This window comes from Chroococcidiopsis sp. SAG 2025, assembly GCF_032860985.1.
Lineage (GTDB): Bacteria > Cyanobacteriota > Cyanobacteriia > Cyanobacteriales > Chroococcidiopsidaceae > Chroococcidiopsis.
In genome coordinates this window covers 6,231,812-6,249,008 of sequence record NZ_JAOCNC010000001.1, presented here as the reverse complement: position 1 = coordinate 6,249,008, position 17,197 = coordinate 6,231,812, and the positions used below count along the sequence as shown (strand labels likewise).

Sequence of the window (17,197 nt, the reverse complement as noted above, 5' to 3'; positions counted from 1 at the left end):
TGCGATAAAGATTGCGATCGCTTACGGACAGAATAAAGTATCGCGGGTGGCGCGTCCTGTAGTTGGATTAACACCTTGAGCAACTTGACACAATTTATCTTGCACGTCGCGGCGCATCAAAACATCTGTGAAATCGGCTCCATCAATTACAGCACCGTCAAATTTGGCATTTGCCGCGAATGCGCCTTCTAAAATAGCATCTTTTAAATTGGCTCTCGTTAATCGTGCCGAGTCTAGAGTGGCGCTTGCCAAATTCGCTCCCTCAAAATTAGCCGAATCTAAATTAGCAGCAAACAAGCTAACTCCTTCTAAATTAGAGTGACTGAAGTTGCTACTACGCAAATTGGCGTGGCTGAAGCTAGAGTCCGTCAAGTCGCGCCCAGAGAAATCTGTCTCAATCAAACTTTCTTTGTTGTAATCCAGCGCTACAGCAGGGGGAACAATAGCAAAAAGTACTGAAGATGCGATCGCACCCCACAGCACTACAGCGAATATAAGTTTCCCAATTCTATTTACCAACCCAGAATTCATAATCTTTTCAGCTCATGGCAAACCATCCTGCCTTTCATTATCCCGACATTGGCGTACTTGGAGAAGATCTAGTCGCTCGGTGGCTGCAATCTTCCGGTTGGGAAATCCTGCATCGTCGTTGGCGCTGCCCTTGGGGAGAGTTGGATCTGGTGGCGCAGTTGGATGTACGTGAGGGAGACAAGGGGGACAAGGGGGACAAGGGGGACAAGGGAGACAAGGGAGAAATTCTAACCACTAGCCACCAGCCACCAGCCACTCCTCCCTCGCCCCTCACTCCTCGCTCCTCGCTCCTCGCATTCATCGAAGTCAAAACCCGCAAGCAAAATAACTGGGATGCAGGTGGTTTGTTGGCGATTACACCGCAAAAACAAATACGGCTTTGGCAAGCTGCGGAGTACTTTTTAAGTGTCTCTCCAAATTTAGCTACTTACCAATGCCGCTTTGATGTGGCGCTAGTCCAACATCGTAAATTATCGTTGGCTCGATTGAGACAGACATCGCCTACACTTGACATTTCCCCTGACTTATCGTCTTTGTCAGTGCAGTTGGGACAAGCAGTCATAGTCGGTGGTTATCAACTCGTGCTACAAGAATACTTATCCGCTGCTTTTGCTTTTGATTGATGCGATCGCCCTATCTCAATTTCAGGCTTCAATTTCAGCCTGCAATTTTGTTGCTGCCGATTTAAGCCAAAGTTTCGGGACAATAACCCAATCCCTTGACAAATTGTTGCCGAAATGTTTCTATTTCTTCCCGTTCTGGGTTGCCGTGAGAGACAATTGCGACTTGATAGCGGCGCATCACGTCTACCGGAGATTGTCCGGCTTCCAAACTCCATAACGCCATTCTGACGCGGATCGGTGCTTCGTAAGGAATTCCCAATTCATTTAAAAAAGCGCGGAAATCACCATCTTGTTGAGAGTTGAGAGGAGATTTCATTTTCACCTTCACAACCCAGCCATCAATTTGATGAATTACGGTAATGAAACTCAAGGGCATCTGGGGTCTGCCATGCAAATGTTCAACGATCCTCAATGTGAGGCTGGCGTTGGCAAGATAGTAAAGGTATTCCATATCCTTGCTGGGGAAACAAGCTATTCCTACATTTATATTTTTGCGAATTGACCGCGACGATACTAGCGTCAAACACCCACTCCACCTGGGTAGATTCACCCAAATACCCATGCGATCGCATCAACTCAAAATCTTACTTAAAATCCGTTAGAATACCGAACGTCACTCTCACAAAAAATGCACATCAATCAATTTAAAGATGCACTGTCTGCATTGAATTCCGTAAAAACACCTAATTTTGACTTGACATCTTCTGCTAGATCTGAATTGGACTACTCTTTATCGAGTTATGATTACGAATTACCAGCAGAACGGATCGCTCAAAATCCAGTTTCTCCCAGAGATAGTTCTCGCCTGTTAGTAGTAAATCTCGATAGTCACGCCCATCAAATTTTTCGCAACTTACCAGAACTACTTACTCCTGGTGACTTGCTAGTTATGAACGATACGCGGGTGATTCCCGCCCGTCTTTACGGACAAAAACCTAGCGGTGCGGCGGTGGAAGTTTTACTGTTAGAGGAACGCCAGCCGAATGTATGGTTAGCTTTAGTTAAACCAGGGAGACGTTTAGCACCTGGGGCGAAGATTGTATTTTTTGAGCGGGAAGTCAAAAGTCAAAAGTCAAAAGCTAAAAGTCAAAACTCCTATATTCCCTGCTCCCTGCTCCCTGCCGCCCGCTCCCTCACTGCTACAGTACTAGAAACAGACGAAGAGACAGGCGGACGGGTGTTACAGTTTGACCTTCCAGAAGGTGTATCTGTCATTCAATTATTAGATAGATTCGGTCACGTCCCTTTGCCACCCTATATTACCGATTCTCAGGCAGAATCAGAGCAATATCAAACAGTTTACGCTGAAAAGCCAGGAGCGGCAGCAGCACCAACAGCAGGGCTGCACTTTACACCGGAATTACTCAAACGCTTGCAAGAAAATGGTATAGAGCAAGCATTTGTGACTCTACACGTTGGCGTAGGAACGTTTCGTCCGGTAGAAGTGGAAGACGTAAAGACGCATCAAATGCATGGAGAGTGGATTGAAGTTCCAGCTGCTACTGTAGAACGAATTCGCGCTACGCGATCGCGAGGAGGCAGAATTATTGCTGTCGGAACGACAACGGTAAGGGCTTTAGAGGGTGCTGCTGCATCGGGAGAACTACAGCCATTTTGCGGTAAGACAAATTTGTTTATTTACCCTGGTTATCAATGGCGGGTAGTAGACGGGTTAATTACTAATTTCCACCTGCCGCGTTCTAGTTTAATGATGCTCGTCAGTGCGGCAATTGGCAGAGAAAGATTACTAGCATTGTATCAGGAGGCGATCGCCCAACAGTATCGTTTCTATTCCTTTGGTGATGCCATGCTGATTTTGCCTCAAGGTAAGGAGTTGTAGGGGGGCACACCTGTGCCCCCCTACTAGAATCCTTCTGATGTGTTGAATTGTATAAATAACTGCCTAGTTTTCTTGCCAGTTTCGCTACAAAAATAGATAGAGCCGCGCATTGAAGGGTATTTCTGGGAACTCTATATAACAGTGGGTGGCTGTAAATCGTTTTAGCAAGCAATCGGATGCATGTCGTAACTGATTGCTTGGGAATCAGCTTTAACCGATTCAGCTGCTTGAATTAGCAATAACTAGGCATCGTTGCTAGGGATATGAGAAATGAAAAGTCTGTCTGCTCGCGTTTTTCTCTTGCACAGCGTGTTATTTACAATCTTTTTTGTTGGTGCGCGGCTTCCTGCGTCAGCGTCTAATCAGTTATCAGTTAACAGTTATCAGTTGTCAGAAGAAAGGGAGCAGGGACGAGCTGGGAGCAGGGAGCAGTTACCACACACTACTCCCGACTACGCGGTTCCGATGCGGAGGACACCTCCGCCTCCACCCGCTTCCCGACTCCCGACTCCCCCAATATCGCTACCAGAATCTAAAGTATGGGTAGTTAAAAATAACAGCCAGCAGCCGGAGTTACAATCTTATATTTGGCTTGCTAGTAATCAGCAGCAAGATACTCGGCAGTCAACGTTGCTATTGGCTCAAGAGTCTAACAAACTGACAACAGCAAATGCTAAACCGTCAGAATTAAAACCATTTAATGAAGTAATAAAAAATAGTAGTGCTATTAAAGGATTATTTACACTTTATCGGCAGAAGGATACAGGCAAAATTTATTTAGAAATTCACCCGCAGCAATTCAATAAAAACTTCCTCAGTACGATGACGATGGAGGCAGGAATTGGAGAGCGAGGTATTTATAGCGGAATGCCTTTACAGGATTTTTTGTTTTATTTTCGGCGAGTCAACAATAATATTCATTTCGTCGTGCGTAACGTTAATTTTCGCGTCACTCCTGGTTCGCCGCAAACGCGATCTCTGATGCGATCGTTTAGCGATTCCGTTCTCTACTCAATTCCAATTAAAAGCATTCATCCTCAACGTAAAACTATTTTAATCGATCTCGGCGATCTCTTATTAAAAGATTTACCAGGCTTAGCAGCATCGCTCTCTACTCAGTTAGGAACTACGTATCAATTAGATGAAAATAAATCTTATTTTGGCTCAGCTAAAGCTTTTCCCCTCAACATGGAAATTGAGTCAGTTTACGGTTTTTCCTATGGGGGTGCTAAGAGTAGTGCTACGCCGAATTTGATGACGTTGCCAGACAGCCGCGCTCTAACTTTACGCATTCGCTACAGTTTATCTGAATTATCGGCTAATTCTACCTACAAGCCTCGCTTAGCTGACGATCGCATCGGTTATTTTATCACTGCCTATCAAGATTTTGCGATTGAAGACCGTAAAGAACCGTTTGTTCGCTACATTAACCGCTGGCATTTAGAAAAGCAAAATCCTAACGCCAAACTATCACCACCGAAAAAACCAATTGTATTTTGGATTGAAAATGCCGTTCCACTGGAATATCGGGATGCAGTTACAGAAGGGGTATTAATGTGGAACAAAGCCTTTGAAAAAGCAGGATTTATCAATGCGATCGAAGTGCGACAAATGCCCGATGATGCTAAATGGGACCCTGCGGACGTGCGTTACAACGTAATTCGCTGGATTAACACAGTTGATGGCTTTTTCGCCCTTGGTCCTTCGCGGGTTAACCCCTTAACTGGGGAAATCTTAGATGCAGATATCTTAGTAGATGCTAGTTTCGTGCGCGTCCTCAAGCAAGAATATCGGCGCATGGTTCAAGATAGCCGAGCGCAACCGACATCAGTATTATCCCAGATGATAAACGATCGCAGCGTGTGTAACTCCGGTTTTGGACAAGGCTTCGGGGGACAAGGAGGACAAGGAGGACAAGGGGGACAAGGAGAAGAAATAGATAATTCTGCATTTCCCGACTCCCGACTCCCGACTCCCGACTCCCATCTTTCAAAACTCGCAATTGAATACGACCTCTGTTACGGTATGGAAGCTGCTAGCCAATTTGATTTTGGTTCTTTGGCACTCACGCTGTTTCAAAATACCACGCCTAACAGCGACAAAATGCAGCAATACATTCATCAATATTTGCGGCTGATTATCGCTCACGAAGTCGGGCATACACTCGGTTTGCGGCACAATTTTCGCGGTAGTACCCAACTTCCACCAAATGAGTTAAATGCTACCAAAATAACTCGCGATCGCGGTCTAACTACCTCGGTTATGGACTATCTTCCCCCGAATTTGGCTCCACCCGACCGCGAACAGGGTGACTTTTTCCCCGATAGTGTCGGTTCTTACGATGAGTGGGCGATTGAATACGGCTATACGCCTACAACAGCAGTTCATCCTTTGGCAGAAAGACGATTTTTAGACGAAATCGGCGATCGCTCCTCGCGTCCAGATTTAGCTTATGCTACGGATGAGGATCGGTTCGATCTCGACCCCGATGTCAATGCTTGGGACTACAGTAGCGATGTTTTGGGCTATTCCCAAGGACAATTAGATATAGCGCGGGCAATGTGGAAAAAATTGAATCGGCGCTATCCAACTTCAGGTGAGAGTTACAGCAATTTAAGCGAACTGTTCGATCGCATTTTCTTACACTACCTGCGTCATACCTACTACGCCACTAAATATATTGGCGGACAGTCATTTTACCGCGACCATGCTAGCGCCGATAACGGCAGATTACCATTTGTCCCCGTACCTGTAGCAAAACAGCGACAGGCTTTAGCAGTGCTGGAGAAATACGTATTTGCCCCAGATGCATTTAATTTTCCGCCAGAACTCTTGAATAAACTCGCACCCTCTCGCTGGATGCATTGGGGAGAACAAGCCGTGATGAACCGCCTCGATTACCCAATCCACGATAGTATTTACGCGCTACAAAGTTTAGTATTACGAGATTTACTATCGGGCGATCGCCTTTCCCGCTTACGCGACATCGAACTCAAGAGTCAGCCAAAACAAGCCCTCACTCTACCAGAATTATTTACCACCTTACAAAATGATATCTGGATGGAGGTCTTAAATCCAGACAAAACACCAACAAATATTTCTAGTTTGCGGCGAGCCGTCCAACGGGAACACCTGAAAATTATGACAGATATGATGTTACGCAAATCTAACGTACCCGAAGATGCGCGGACGCTTGCATGGTACAATTTGCGGCGGTTGCGCGAGAAATTGGATCGAGCAGTTGCTCGTTCTGGCACATTAGATGAATATACTAAAGCACATTTAGCAGAAACCCGCGATCGCATTACCAAAACTTTGGATGCGAGGGTGGAATCGAGATAGGGGCGAGGAGTGAGGAGTGAGGAGTGAGAAGCAAAAGGTTTATTATAGCTTTGATGGCTAGAGTTGCGATCGCACTCAAAAAAATCTTGGCGCTCTTAAACTTTGCGCCTACTCTTACGAGAAGCCGCTGCGCGTATGCGTCTTTGCGTGACACTCAATTAGATCTTTCACTCAATTGCCAAAGATTGATTTTTAAATATATTTAACTACCAAGATCTCCTTGAATTATCAACACCGAACAATGAGCATTACGAACAACATGATTGCTGACGCTACCTAATAAAACTTCAGTAATCCCTTTATATCCCCTACGTCCCAAAACAATTAAATCTGCTCCCCACTCTTTTGCTGCATCGCAAATTGTCGAACCTGGATTCCCCACTCGACAATTAAATTCAACTGAAATTCCCAAATCCTTCGTTTTCTCGCGATAACCTTGCAAAACATCTTGTCCTTCCTCAGTTTTAGCTTCAATCTGAGATGGATAAGTCATTCTTGCTCCCAACTCAACGCCGTGAAATACCATCAAATTTGCTAGATCTTTTGTAGCTAATTCTACAGCTTGCTCGAATACCACAGATGCTTGAGCTGAGCCATCAACGGCAACAAAAATTTTCTTGAAACTCACGATCGCCCCCAAATTAACTATCCTGTTACTGACGATACAGTAGATTCAGTTTCGATCCTATGCAAGAATCACACAGATCGACGTATAAAACAGGTTCGATACCGCAAAAATCTACCAAGAGTGGTAGAGTCTGAGGCAGAATTTCAATCGAAAGATGTAGAAATATGATAGGCGATCGCCCAGACATTCAAGTATCTATCGCTATTATCGGCGGCGGACTCTCCGGTATGAGTGCAGCCTGGGAACTATACCGAGCAAGGATCGATTCACTCGTTGTTTTGGAAGCAAACAATCGCGTTGGCGGACGCACGTTTAACCAGTCTCATCCTAAAATTGGGTATCTAGAAATGGGTGGGACTTGGGTAGGACGCACGCAAACGGCTGTTCTCGATTTGGCACGACAGTTAAGAGTTGCCACCAAACAAGGTAAAGTTGATGGAGCCACAATTTACGGCTACCAGGGAATCTGGACGACGCACGTAGAGAACCCTGGTGAAAGCGCCACGCCAGCTCAAAAAGATTTTGCTCAGGTGATGGCAAAATTCGAGCAACTCAGCCAGACTGTACCGCTAGACACACCTTGGAACACACCTAACGCCGCAAGCTTGGATGCTATCTCTGCGGGAGAGTGGATCGATCGCAATACGGAGACAATCGAAGCAAGAGCTTGGATGGCGGGTAGTATTCGGCAAGGGATCGCAGGCGATCCGCATCAAGTTTCAATGCTGTTCGTTCTTTATTTCATGGCAAATGCAGGATTTTTTGACTTACGCGAAACAGCCGAAGATTATCGTCTCGTCGGTGGTTCCCACAGCCTGACGTTAAAAATTGCCGAGCGTTTAGGCGATCGCGTGTGGTTGAATACAAGAGTACGAGAGATTTCGCATGGCGATCGGGTATGTTTGGTGACAGAAAGGGGAGTCATACAAGCAGACTACGCGATCGTGGCAATGATGCCTAAAGATGCGGGAAACATTCACTTCGATCCGCCTTTACCAGCCATTCATCAGCAATTAATATCAGGGTGGCAGCAGATGAGCTGGATCAAATTCTTCTGTCTCTATCCGCGTCCGTTGTGGTGGGGAAAAGCAGCCAGCGGACATTACTACAGTATGGATACCGAAGCAGAGGTTTTTGACGTTTCTCCGATTGATGGTAGCTATGGTTTATTAATTGGTTTTTTCGATCCAAAATATTCTAATTTAAGTGAGGTAGAACGGCAAAAATTTGCAATTCAAACTGTTACAGATATGTTTGGTATTGCAGCCGCTACACCAGAAGAATATTTTGAAATTGATTATACTCAACAGTCATGGACAAGTGGTTGTGTAGCAGCTTTACCACCTGGTTTATTGACACGAGCAGGAGCAGCACTAAACGAACCTGTAGGTAGAATTTATTGGGCAGGAACAGAGCGTTCTACCCGTTGGATCAATTATATGGATGGAGCAGTGCGATCGGGTCAACACGCTGCAAGGCAGATTCTCGAACAATTGATTTAAGATTTATTTGCTAACTGAATTCTAAACCAACAAGTAGGATAAAAGTACGATCGGTATCAATTGCTTACTTAAAGGCAACGACTTATGGTACAAATATCACCTAAATCTCTAACACTAGAAGAGTTTCTAAAATTACCAGAAAGGAAACCTGCCAGCGAGTATATTAATGGTGAAATTATTCAAAAACCAATGCCTCAAGGAGAGCATAGTGCCATTCAGACAGAGCTGCCAGCAATAGTTAATGCAATTCTAAGACCTCAGCATATTGCGCGAACTTTTACAGAGCTTCGCTGTACTTTTGGCGGACGTTCAACTGTACCAGATGTATCTGTATTTGTTTGGGAGAGAATTCCACGCAAGGAAAATGGCGGAGTTGCCAATGTTTTCTCAATTGTACCTGATTGGACGATTGAAATTTTCTCACCCGACCAAAGCCAAACAAAAGTTACTAAAAATATTTTATATTGTCTGCAATATGGAACTCAAATGGCTTGGTTAATCGATCCAGAAGAACAAACAGTATTTGTTTATCTTCCTAATCGACAACCAGAAGTATTTGACGAACCAGAACAACAATTACTTGCCCCATCTTTTGCCAGCAAACTAAAGCTAACTGTAGGAACATTGTTCAGATGGCTAATGGAGTAAGATTAAAGTCATGCTGCTTCAACTGCTGCCATTCCACCAAAGATAATAAACAGAATTCCCCCAGCAATAGTTAACTTACGTTCGGAAATGCGTCCGGCTAACATGCGTCCGCAAACAACTGCAAGCGCCGCACATAAAGCATGACCTAAAATTGCTCCAATAGTCACGCCTACAACTGGATATCGAGTTGCTAAAGCAATAGTTGCAATTTGAGTGCGATCGCCCCATTCTGATAAAAAAGTTAGCGTAAAAGCCTCAGCAATAATTGCTCCGACATTTTGAGTTTTAGGTAAATTAAATTCTGCTTTCTCAATCGCAGTTTTTGCTTCTTGAATAATTTCTGTATCGCAAGAACTCGCTGGCATTTTACTTGCTTCGTAAAGTAGCTTCAAACCAAAACCAAGAAACAAGGCAATTTCTGCATATTGAATGTATGTTTTAGGCAACAAAGCCGCGACTTGTCCCACTAAAACAGAAAGTATTGTCATTGCTGCCAAAGCGGACACCGCACCAGCAAAGACCAGCCGTCGCGAATGACGCATCGCCAAAATTGCAGCGATGAAAAAAGTCTTATCCCCTAATTCTGAAACCGCAATCAGTAAAAAACTGGCAATGAAGGCTGCTAGCACTCTCTCAAGCTCCTTTGTAGCTGACTAACTTGAGCTTGCGAGCTTGACGAGTTGCGATCGACCTCACCAAGCTCACAATCTTCCTCTGTGAACTTAGTGAAGGTCTCACTGACAAATAGTTGTTAGCTGTTAGCTATTAGCTTTTGTTCAAGTGCTAATTGCTAATTGCTAATTGCTAATCGCCGATCTGTCACCTGAACCAGGCAGAAAGCCAGTATGTTGATTCAGGTATCTGGCAAGGTTGTGATGCCAGTAGCTACTCCCCTTCAAATTTATTTAATCCTTAACATATCATTGCTGAGATGCGTCGTCAAATGTGATGATTGTCATTGGTCATCGGTCATTTGTCAATAGTTCAAATGCTTCTCACTTACGACTTCTGGCTTCATTAGTATTTCCGTTCTTGTGGCTCAAACATAGTAATTGCGACGGGTTTGTATTGCAGGTCAATACCAGCAGGGGAATAATACGATAGGGTGTGCTTGAGGAAATTACTGTCGTCCCGTTGCGGAAAGTCTTCGCGGAAGTGAGCGCCACGGCTTTCTTGACGGTTGAGGGCTGAATTTAAAATGAGTTGTCCGACGACAATTAAACTTCCCAATTCTAAGGCTTCAATAATTTCTGTATTCCAACAACTGCCTTTATCATCTAGATATATTTGCGCAGATTGCAGTTGCAGTTGTTGCAATTGTTGTAAGCCTTCTTGCATCAAGCTTTCCGTCCGAAATACGCCGCAGTGCTGCGTCATAGCATCTTGAAAAGCAGTACGAACTTGCTCGATCCGGTACTTTCCTGGCTGTTCTAACAAGGCTTGAATCTGCTGTTTTGCCTCGTTAATATAGCGTTGCTCTTGGATATCCGGTAATTTACGATTTTGGACGTATTGCGCGATCGCAGCTCCCGTACGCCGTCCGTAGACTACGCACTCCAACAAAGAGTTACTCCCCAAACGATTAGCACCGTGAACGGAAACGCAAGCACACTCCCCAGCAGCAAAAAATCCCTCCACTAACTGTTCGGCGCTACGGCGCACCTGTCCGTCTGTATTCACTGGTATCCCACCCATAGAATAGTGGACTGTAGGACGCACGGGCATCGGTTGATGGACGGCATCAACTCCTACGAGTCGATGGGCTTCTTCCCAGCAAAAAGGGACGCGGCTCATAATTTTTTCTTTGCCCATGTGCCGCAGATCGAGATACACGCAGGGACCGCCTGCTCGACCATCGGGATAAACGCCGCGTCCGGCACGAATTTCATAGGCGATCGCTCTAGATGTGATATCTCGTGGCGCTAATTCCATCCTTGAGGGGGCGTAGGTTGCCATAAAACGCTCTCCCTCGGCATTAATTAAATACGCTCCTTCCCCCCGCACGGCTTCCGAGATCAATACGCCTACTGGATACAATCCCGTGGGGTGAAATTGAACGAATTCCATATCTTCTAAAGGCAAACCTGCGATCGCCGCCATCGCCAATCCGTCGCCTGTCGAAGCATAATCGTTAGAAGTCGTGTTGTAGACTCGACCGTAACCGCCTGTAGCAAACATCACCGCTTTGGCGCGTACGACTTCGATGTGTCCGTCGAGAATGCGGTACATCACCACGCCCTTAGCTTGACCGTCCTCCAAAATCAGACGCATCACGTACCATTCTTCATAAACCTGTACGCCGTATCGTCGTAAATTATTGACGAGTTCGTGCAAAATAGCGTGTCCGGTCTTATCTGCGGCATAGCAGGTACGATTGTGAGAATGTCCGCCGAAGGCTCTTTGGGCAATGCGACCGTCAGGCAAGCGAGAAAATAGCACCCCCATATGTTCTAGGTCTATCACCACATCAGGGGCTTCGCGAGCTAGCAACTCCACCGCATCTTGATCGGCTAGATAGTCGGAACCTTTCACAGTATCGAAGGCGTGGGCTTCCCAGTTATCCCGATCGTCTACATTCTTCAGCGTTGCAGCAATTCCTCCTTGAGCGGCAACAGAATGAGAGCGGATCGGGTGAGTTTTCGCCACTACAGCCACATTCAAACTCGGATCGAGGCGGGCAATTTCTACGGCGGCACGACAGCCAGCCAGTCCGCCGCCAACAATAATGACATCGTGTTCTAGCATTTATACAATTGTTTGCTAAAAAAGTGTTCTCTAGCTCTATAGTGGCTTAACAAGGGGTGAGGAGGAGGAGCGAGGAGTGAGGGTGAGAAAATTATTTTATATTTTGGATTGGAGTTGCTTCCTTGTCCCCTTTGCCCCTAATCCCCTCCCCTACCCTTCGGGAACGGCTTCGCCGAACGGTCGTGGGGAAGAGCGAGTTCCCCCTTGTCCCCTTGTCCTTTCCCTCACCCCTCATCCCTAGCTAGCTGGCGCTGGTTGTTGCTGCGAAACGTTGCCAGGAATAGGTTCAGTTTTTGTGCCTGGTTCTGTTGCTGTAAGTTCGATATGATTGAGCAGGGTTGTGACGAAGGCAAACAGTAGGAAAGGTAAAGAAAGTAATACAATCAGTCCTACAGTCGCTAAGGCGTAGATTGGTTTTCTTGCACCCATCATTGCCATTGCTGCTGCTAAACTAACGGTGATAGTAATCAACCAGACAATAATCTGACCGTAAATATCCCCAAAGGTCAGAGTGCAGACAAAGCGATACTTTTGAATGTTATTCATATTCATCAGATTTCCTTTTAACATCTCTTATTTTTCTAGGTTAAAGCTCTGATAGGTTTCTGGACAGTTTTTAAACATTTTTGACAGCTTTGCAACAGTTATTTACATTTTGCTAGACGTTTTTCTGGCAATTCATATCCCAAGATAGAAGTAAATTTTTAGCTCAATTGGTTAAGTATTTTCGATATAGGCTGAGGGAAATTGCATAATGCAGTTTCATCTCGATAAAGGGCGATGCTTCTTTCTTTCTTCCTTCTACTCTCTATCTTGATGAAGTCAGTTAGCATCGAACGCTATTTAGTAAAATTTGCGACTCAGTATTTGCTTGGCTTTTGGTTGCACGTATCTACTTGTACTAGCGTTCTATTGGTATAGTTAACGTTGAAACTCCTTGGCTGCTTAAACTTTACTTAATCTATAATTAACCAACTATTAAGCTTGAGATAATGAGTTCATCCACTATGTGCGTGATTATTAAGATTGTCTGTGCGATTGACTACTATTAGTGGATGAGGAGACTTAGAGAAATATGCTGCTATCTGGAATTACGCTGAAGCGTGTGATTGCGACTTCAGCAGTCGCAGCTACGGTGACCTTGGGAGCGGGTTTAACGGGAATTGCTCAACAAGCTGCTACCCTCAATGGTGCTGGTGCAACCTTCCCAGAACCCTTGTATCAGCGCTGGGCTAGCGAATTGCGTAAAGCTAACCCGCCACTTCAAGTCAACTATCAAGGAATTGGTAGCGGTGGCGGCGTGAGACAGTTTATTGCTGGCTCAGTCGATTTTGGCGCTAGCGATAATGCCATGACCGATGAAGAAGCGAAAAAAGTGAAGAACGGCGTGGTATTCGTCCCCACAGCTGGTGGTCCTGTTGCCGTGGTTTACAATGCTCCTGGCGTTAACGATCTCAGACTTTCTCGTAAAGTCTTACCACAGATTTTTGCCGGTCAAATTAAAAATTGGAACGATCCGGCGATCGCCGCCGATAATCCTGGGGCAAAATTACCAAATCAGCCCATTAGACTTGCGGTTCGTGCTGATGCTAGCGGTACGAGCTTTATCTTCACCAACGCCCTCAGCGCCATGAGTCCCTACTTTAAAGGTAGAATCGGTCCTAATCGCGCTCCTTCTTGGGCTGGCAGCCCCCTTAAAGGTAAAGGCAATCCTGGTGTAGCTCAAATCGTGCAGCGGACTCCTGGTAGCATTGGCTATGTAGAAGCTGCTTTTGCTAGTGAAAATAAAATTCCGATGGCACAAGTGCAAAATAGTCAAGGGGAGTTTATCGCACCAACTCAAGAGGCGGCAGACCAAGCTTTAGAAGGCGTGAAGTTCAATCCTGATTTTCGCGTGAACTACGATCTCCTCGGCAATCCTGACTCTGGATATCCTATTGTCGGTCTGACCTGGATTATGGTCTACAAAAACTACCAACAGCCAGGTAAAGCTGATGCCGTCAAACGGATGGTAGAGTGGATGATGACCGATGGTCAGGCAATTAACGGTCAACTCAACTACACGCGCATTCCTTCTAAGGTTGCTAGCCAAGTCGTACAGACTGTGAAAAGCGAAGTGAAGTAGATGATTGCATGTAGAGACGTGATATGTAACGTCTCTACATATTCGATTTCAAATAAATGATGTATGTCAGAACCACATGTAGAAAACAATCGGCAGTTTCCTCTTAAATCAGAGATAAATTTAGCTGCATCTTCAGGAAAATTTGCGTGGTTCGACCAAGGGTTTACCTGGCTGGTATACGGGCTAGCAATTGCTATGGTAGCCCTGCTATTTTGGATTAGCTTTATTATTTTTGAAAATGCCCTGCCAGCTATTCGACAATTTGGGCTGAGTTTTTTGTGGAGCCAAGAATGGAATGTAGCAGATCTCAAATTTGGGGCACTGCCATTCATTTTTGGTACTCTAGTCAGTTCAGCACTCGCGATGTTAATAGCGGTTCCCGTGGGATTAGCAGTAGCTTTAATTACGAGCGAAGATATTTTACCTGCTTCAGTGCGATCGCCCATTGCTTTCATGGTAGAGTTGATTGCCGCTATTCCTAGCGTCATCATTGGATTATGGGGCATTTTCGTACTCATTCCGTTCTTGCAACCGATTCAACAATGGCTCTACGACCATTTCGCTTGGATACCCCTGTTTAGCACTCCACCAGCAGGCTATGGAATGTCGAGTGCAGGCGTAATTCTCGCGATTATGATTTTGCCGACAATGGCAGCAATTAGCCGCGAAGTTTTACTCGCCGTACCAAAAGAATTACGCAGTGGTTCGATGTCTTTGGGTGCAACCCGTTGGGAAACTATCTTTGGCGTGCTGTTACCGGCAGGTATTTCTGGCATAGTTGGAGCGGCAATTTTGGCACTGGGACGAGCGCTAGGAGAAACAATGGCTGTGACGATGGTAATCGGAAATACAGCACAAATCAGCCCTTCATTGTTAGATGTGGGATATACAATACCAGCCGTGCTAGCGAATGAGTTTGGTGAAGCATTGGATGGATTGCACGTCGGTGCGTTAATGTATTTAGCTTTGATTTTGTTTTTGGTTACACTACTGGTAAATATTGCTTCAGTTGCTCTGGTAAAATTTATCAGCCGACACAATTGATTAAATAAATTAAATGGCGATCGCCACGATGTAAATCTATTCTGTTTGCTATTGACTGCCTTTCTCCATCATCAATTTTTAGACTCAATATCTATGCACGATCGCCCAATTGCAGAAAAGATCGACCCATCTTTGGCAGCAGAATTACGCCGTCCCTTGCCTACATATAGAGCTGTTTTTAATAGCGGTATGACTGCGATCGCGCTGATCTTAACGGCTCTAGCTATATTACCTCTAGGATCGATCTTGCTCGAAATTCTGCTGAGGGGTGGTCAAAACTTTAGCTGGGCTGTGTTTACAAATATACCTGCCCCCGTAGGCGTAACGGACGTTCCCAATGGTTTTGGTAATGCGATCTTGGGTACTTTAATGATGGTAGGTATTGCCTCGGCGATCGCAATTCCAGTAGGAGTGCTGACAGGGATTTTCTTATCTGAATTTGGTAGAGGCACGACGGTCGGAAATTCGATCCGCTTTATCATTACCATTCTCACGGGTATACCTTCAATCATTGCAGGTGTATTTGCTTACGGCGTGTTGATCTTAAGCAAAGTCACGCAATTTTCTGCTGTAGCTGGAGGTTTTGCCCTTGCAGTCATCATGCTGCCAATTGTGGCGCTGACGACGGAAGAAGCTTTGAAACTGATCCCCAATCACCAACGCTTGGGTTCCGCCGCCTTGGGTGCAAATCGTCTGCAAACAACATTTCGCGTTGTCGTTGCTGCCGCAATTCCCGCCATCACTACAGGCGTTTTACTCGCTGTTGCCCGCGCAGCTGGTGAAACAGCACCGCTACTATTTACTGCTTTATTTAGTATTAGCTGGCCCGATGGATTGTTTAATCCTACCCCCTCGCTATCCGTCCTGATTTACAACTACGCTAACTCTCCCGACCTTGGGCAAAACCAGATGGCATGGACTGCGGCTTTAGTTTTAGTAGGACTAGTTTTATGTATTAGTATTATCTCGCGAATTGTAACTCGCAAAAAACAGTGACTAGTGGCTAGCGGCTAGTGACTAGAAGTTCTCCCTTGTCTCCCTTGTCCCCTGACTCCCGACTCCCGACTCCCGACTCCCCGACTCATGAATTACACAAAATCAGTAGCAACAAATTTAATTCCAGCGCTGCGAGTGAAAAGCCTAAATTTTTTCTACGGCACTCGTAAGGCGATCGATAAGGTGACAATGGATATTTACCAAGGACAAGTTACCGCGATTATCGGTCCTTCTGGCTGTGGTAAATCGACTTTTATTAAAGCCCTTAACCGCATTAGCGAACTGGAAGGCAAAGTTAAAGTTGAGGGTCAGGTAGAGTTTTTCGGTCAAGATATTTACGATCGCCGTGTCAACCTAAATCGCCTGCGCCGCGAGATTGGTATGGTATTCCAAAAGCCTAATCCTTTCCCCATGAGTATTTACGATAACGTGGCTTATGGTGTAAGAGCGCAGTCTCGTCCGTCGCGGATGCAGTTGGATGACATTGTCGAATCTGCCCTCAAAGGAGCGGCTTTGTGGGATGAAGTAAAAGATAATCTGAAAAAATCGGCTTTGGGTTTATCGGGCGGACAACAGCAGCGTCTCTGTATTGCTAGGGCGCTAGCTGTCAAACCTAAGATTTTGTTGATGGATGAACCCGCTTCCGCCCTCGATCCGATCTCGACGATGAAGATTGAGGAATTAATTCACAGTTTGCGGGGAGAACTGACGATCGCGATCGTGACTCATAATATGCAACAAGCCGCCCGCGTCTCTGACTATACGGCATTTTTCAGCACGGATGAGAGCCGGATCGGTCAGATGGTGGAGTTCGACGAAACGGAGAAAATCTTCTCCGATGCCAACGATCCTCGTACTCAGGATTATGTGGAAGGTCGTTTCGGTTGAAGATTATTGTTGCAATATTATTACTTTCGTTAGCGATCGCCTTTCCTGCGGCTGCTAGTGTTTGTCGGACTCGTGGTGGACATCAGATCTGCATTCTGAGTCTTCAACGCAGCGCCAAAAATTATTGGGAATATAGGGCTGTTGTCAGTATAGATGGTGTGAAAGGGGATACAGAGGTTTATAATTGCCGCGAGCGCGTGAAAGTTCGCAAGGATCGAGTTGTGGCGTTTAAATCGGGCGATCCTGGTGAGGTAGTCTGTAGGTTTTTTAAGCGATCGTAGGGGC

16 protein-coding genes are annotated in these 17,197 nt (G+C 45.5%); 10 read left to right on the top strand and 6 right to left on the bottom strand.

The window, feature by feature from the left end:
* Positions 1-21 precede the first annotated feature (21 nt).
* Complete coding sequence (locus N4J56_RS30560) at positions 22-531, bottom strand: pentapeptide repeat-containing protein (protein ID WP_317110024.1); 510 nt, start codon at positions 529-531, stop codon at positions 22-24.
* Positions 532-545: 14 nt separating this feature from the next.
* Between N4J56_RS30560 and N4J56_RS30555 the strand changes: the two genes are divergently transcribed.
* On the top strand, positions 546-1,154 hold the full coding sequence (locus N4J56_RS30555) for a YraN family protein (protein WP_317110022.1): 609 nt from the start codon (positions 546-548) through the stop codon (positions 1,152-1,154).
* 61 nt (positions 1,155-1,215) lie between these two features.
* Here the strand turns inward: N4J56_RS30555 and N4J56_RS30550 are convergent, their stop codons facing one another.
* Positions 1,216-1,605: a hypothetical protein gene (locus N4J56_RS30550; RefSeq protein WP_015152735.1), complete on the bottom strand. Its 390-nt coding sequence runs from the start codon at positions 1,603-1,605 to the stop codon at positions 1,216-1,218.
* Between the two features lie 177 nt (positions 1,606-1,782).
* Here N4J56_RS30550 and queA point away from each other — a divergent pair, with 177 nt between their 5' ends.
* Positions 1,783-2,994 (top strand): tRNA preQ1(34) S-adenosylmethionine ribosyltransferase-isomerase QueA, encoded by a 1,212-nt coding sequence (queA, locus tag N4J56_RS30545; protein WP_317110020.1) that lies wholly within the window; start codon positions 1,783-1,785, stop codon positions 2,992-2,994.
* A 270-nt stretch (positions 2,995-3,264) separates the two neighbouring features.
* Complete coding sequence (locus N4J56_RS30540; RefSeq protein WP_317110018.1) at positions 3,265-6,336, top strand: zinc-dependent metalloprotease; 3,072 nt, start codon at positions 3,265-3,267, stop codon at positions 6,334-6,336.
* Between the two features lie 202 nt (positions 6,337-6,538).
* On the opposite strand, the gene N4J56_RS30535 is transcribed toward N4J56_RS30540, so the two are convergent.
* A complete protein-coding gene (locus N4J56_RS30535) occupies positions 6,539-6,964 on the bottom strand; it encodes a universal stress protein (RefSeq protein WP_317110017.1) in 426 nt (141 codons plus the stop codon).
* Positions 6,965-7,128: 164 nt separating this feature from the next.
* Here N4J56_RS30535 and N4J56_RS30530 point away from each other — a divergent pair, with 164 nt between their 5' ends.
* A complete protein-coding gene (locus N4J56_RS30530) occupies positions 7,129-8,466 on the top strand; it encodes a flavin monoamine oxidase family protein (protein WP_317110016.1) in 1,338 nt (445 codons plus the stop codon).
* Positions 8,467-8,550: 84 nt separating this feature from the next.
* Positions 8,551-9,114, top strand: a complete 564-nt coding sequence (locus tag N4J56_RS30525) for a Uma2 family endonuclease (RefSeq protein ID WP_317110015.1) — start codon at positions 8,551-8,553, stop codon at positions 9,112-9,114.
* Positions 9,115-9,122: 8 nt separating this feature from the next.
* Here N4J56_RS30525 and N4J56_RS30520 read toward each other — a convergent pair whose 3' ends face one another.
* From N4J56_RS30520 to N4J56_RS30510, 3 genes are all read right to left on the bottom strand, one after another.
* Positions 9,123-9,743, bottom strand: a complete 621-nt coding sequence (locus N4J56_RS30520) for a TMEM165/GDT1 family protein (protein WP_317110013.1) — start codon at positions 9,741-9,743, stop codon at positions 9,123-9,125.
* Between the two features lie 388 nt (positions 9,744-10,131).
* Positions 10,132-11,859 (bottom strand): succinate dehydrogenase/fumarate reductase flavoprotein subunit, encoded by a 1,728-nt coding sequence (locus tag N4J56_RS30515; protein ID WP_317110011.1) that lies wholly within the window; start codon positions 11,857-11,859, stop codon positions 10,132-10,134.
* Between the two features lie 237 nt (positions 11,860-12,096).
* Positions 12,097-12,411 (bottom strand): hypothetical protein, encoded by a 315-nt coding sequence (locus N4J56_RS30510; RefSeq protein ID WP_317110009.1) that lies wholly within the window; start codon positions 12,409-12,411, stop codon positions 12,097-12,099.
* Positions 12,412-12,934: 523 nt separating this feature from the next.
* Here N4J56_RS30510 and pstS point away from each other — a divergent pair.
* The 5 genes from pstS to N4J56_RS30485 all read left to right on the top strand — a co-directional run bounded on the left by pstS (position 12,935) and on the right by N4J56_RS30485 (position 17,193).
* On the top strand, positions 12,935-13,984 hold the full coding sequence (gene pstS, locus N4J56_RS30505; protein ID WP_317110008.1) for a phosphate ABC transporter substrate-binding protein PstS: 1,050 nt from the start codon (positions 12,935-12,937) through the stop codon (positions 13,982-13,984).
* A 63-nt stretch (positions 13,985-14,047) separates the two neighbouring features.
* Positions 14,048-15,028, top strand: coding sequence for a phosphate ABC transporter permease subunit PstC (gene pstC, locus N4J56_RS30500; RefSeq protein ID WP_317110006.1), 981 nt, complete (start codon positions 14,048-14,050; stop codon positions 15,026-15,028).
* 93 nt (positions 15,029-15,121) lie between these two features.
* Positions 15,122-16,024: a phosphate ABC transporter permease PstA gene (gene pstA / locus N4J56_RS30495; RefSeq protein WP_317110004.1), complete on the top strand. Its 903-nt coding sequence runs from the start codon at positions 15,122-15,124 to the stop codon at positions 16,022-16,024.
* A gap of 87 nt (positions 16,025-16,111) precedes the next feature.
* Entirely contained in the window at positions 16,112-16,912 is an 801-nt protein-coding gene (gene pstB / locus N4J56_RS30490; protein WP_317110003.1) for a phosphate ABC transporter ATP-binding protein PstB, read from the top strand.
* Positions 16,909-17,193, top strand: coding sequence for a hypothetical protein (locus N4J56_RS30485; RefSeq protein ID WP_317110002.1), 285 nt, complete (start codon positions 16,909-16,911; stop codon positions 17,191-17,193). Before pstB ends, N4J56_RS30485 begins: the two co-directional genes overlap by 4 nt.
* Positions 17,194-17,197: the final 4 nt, after the last annotated feature.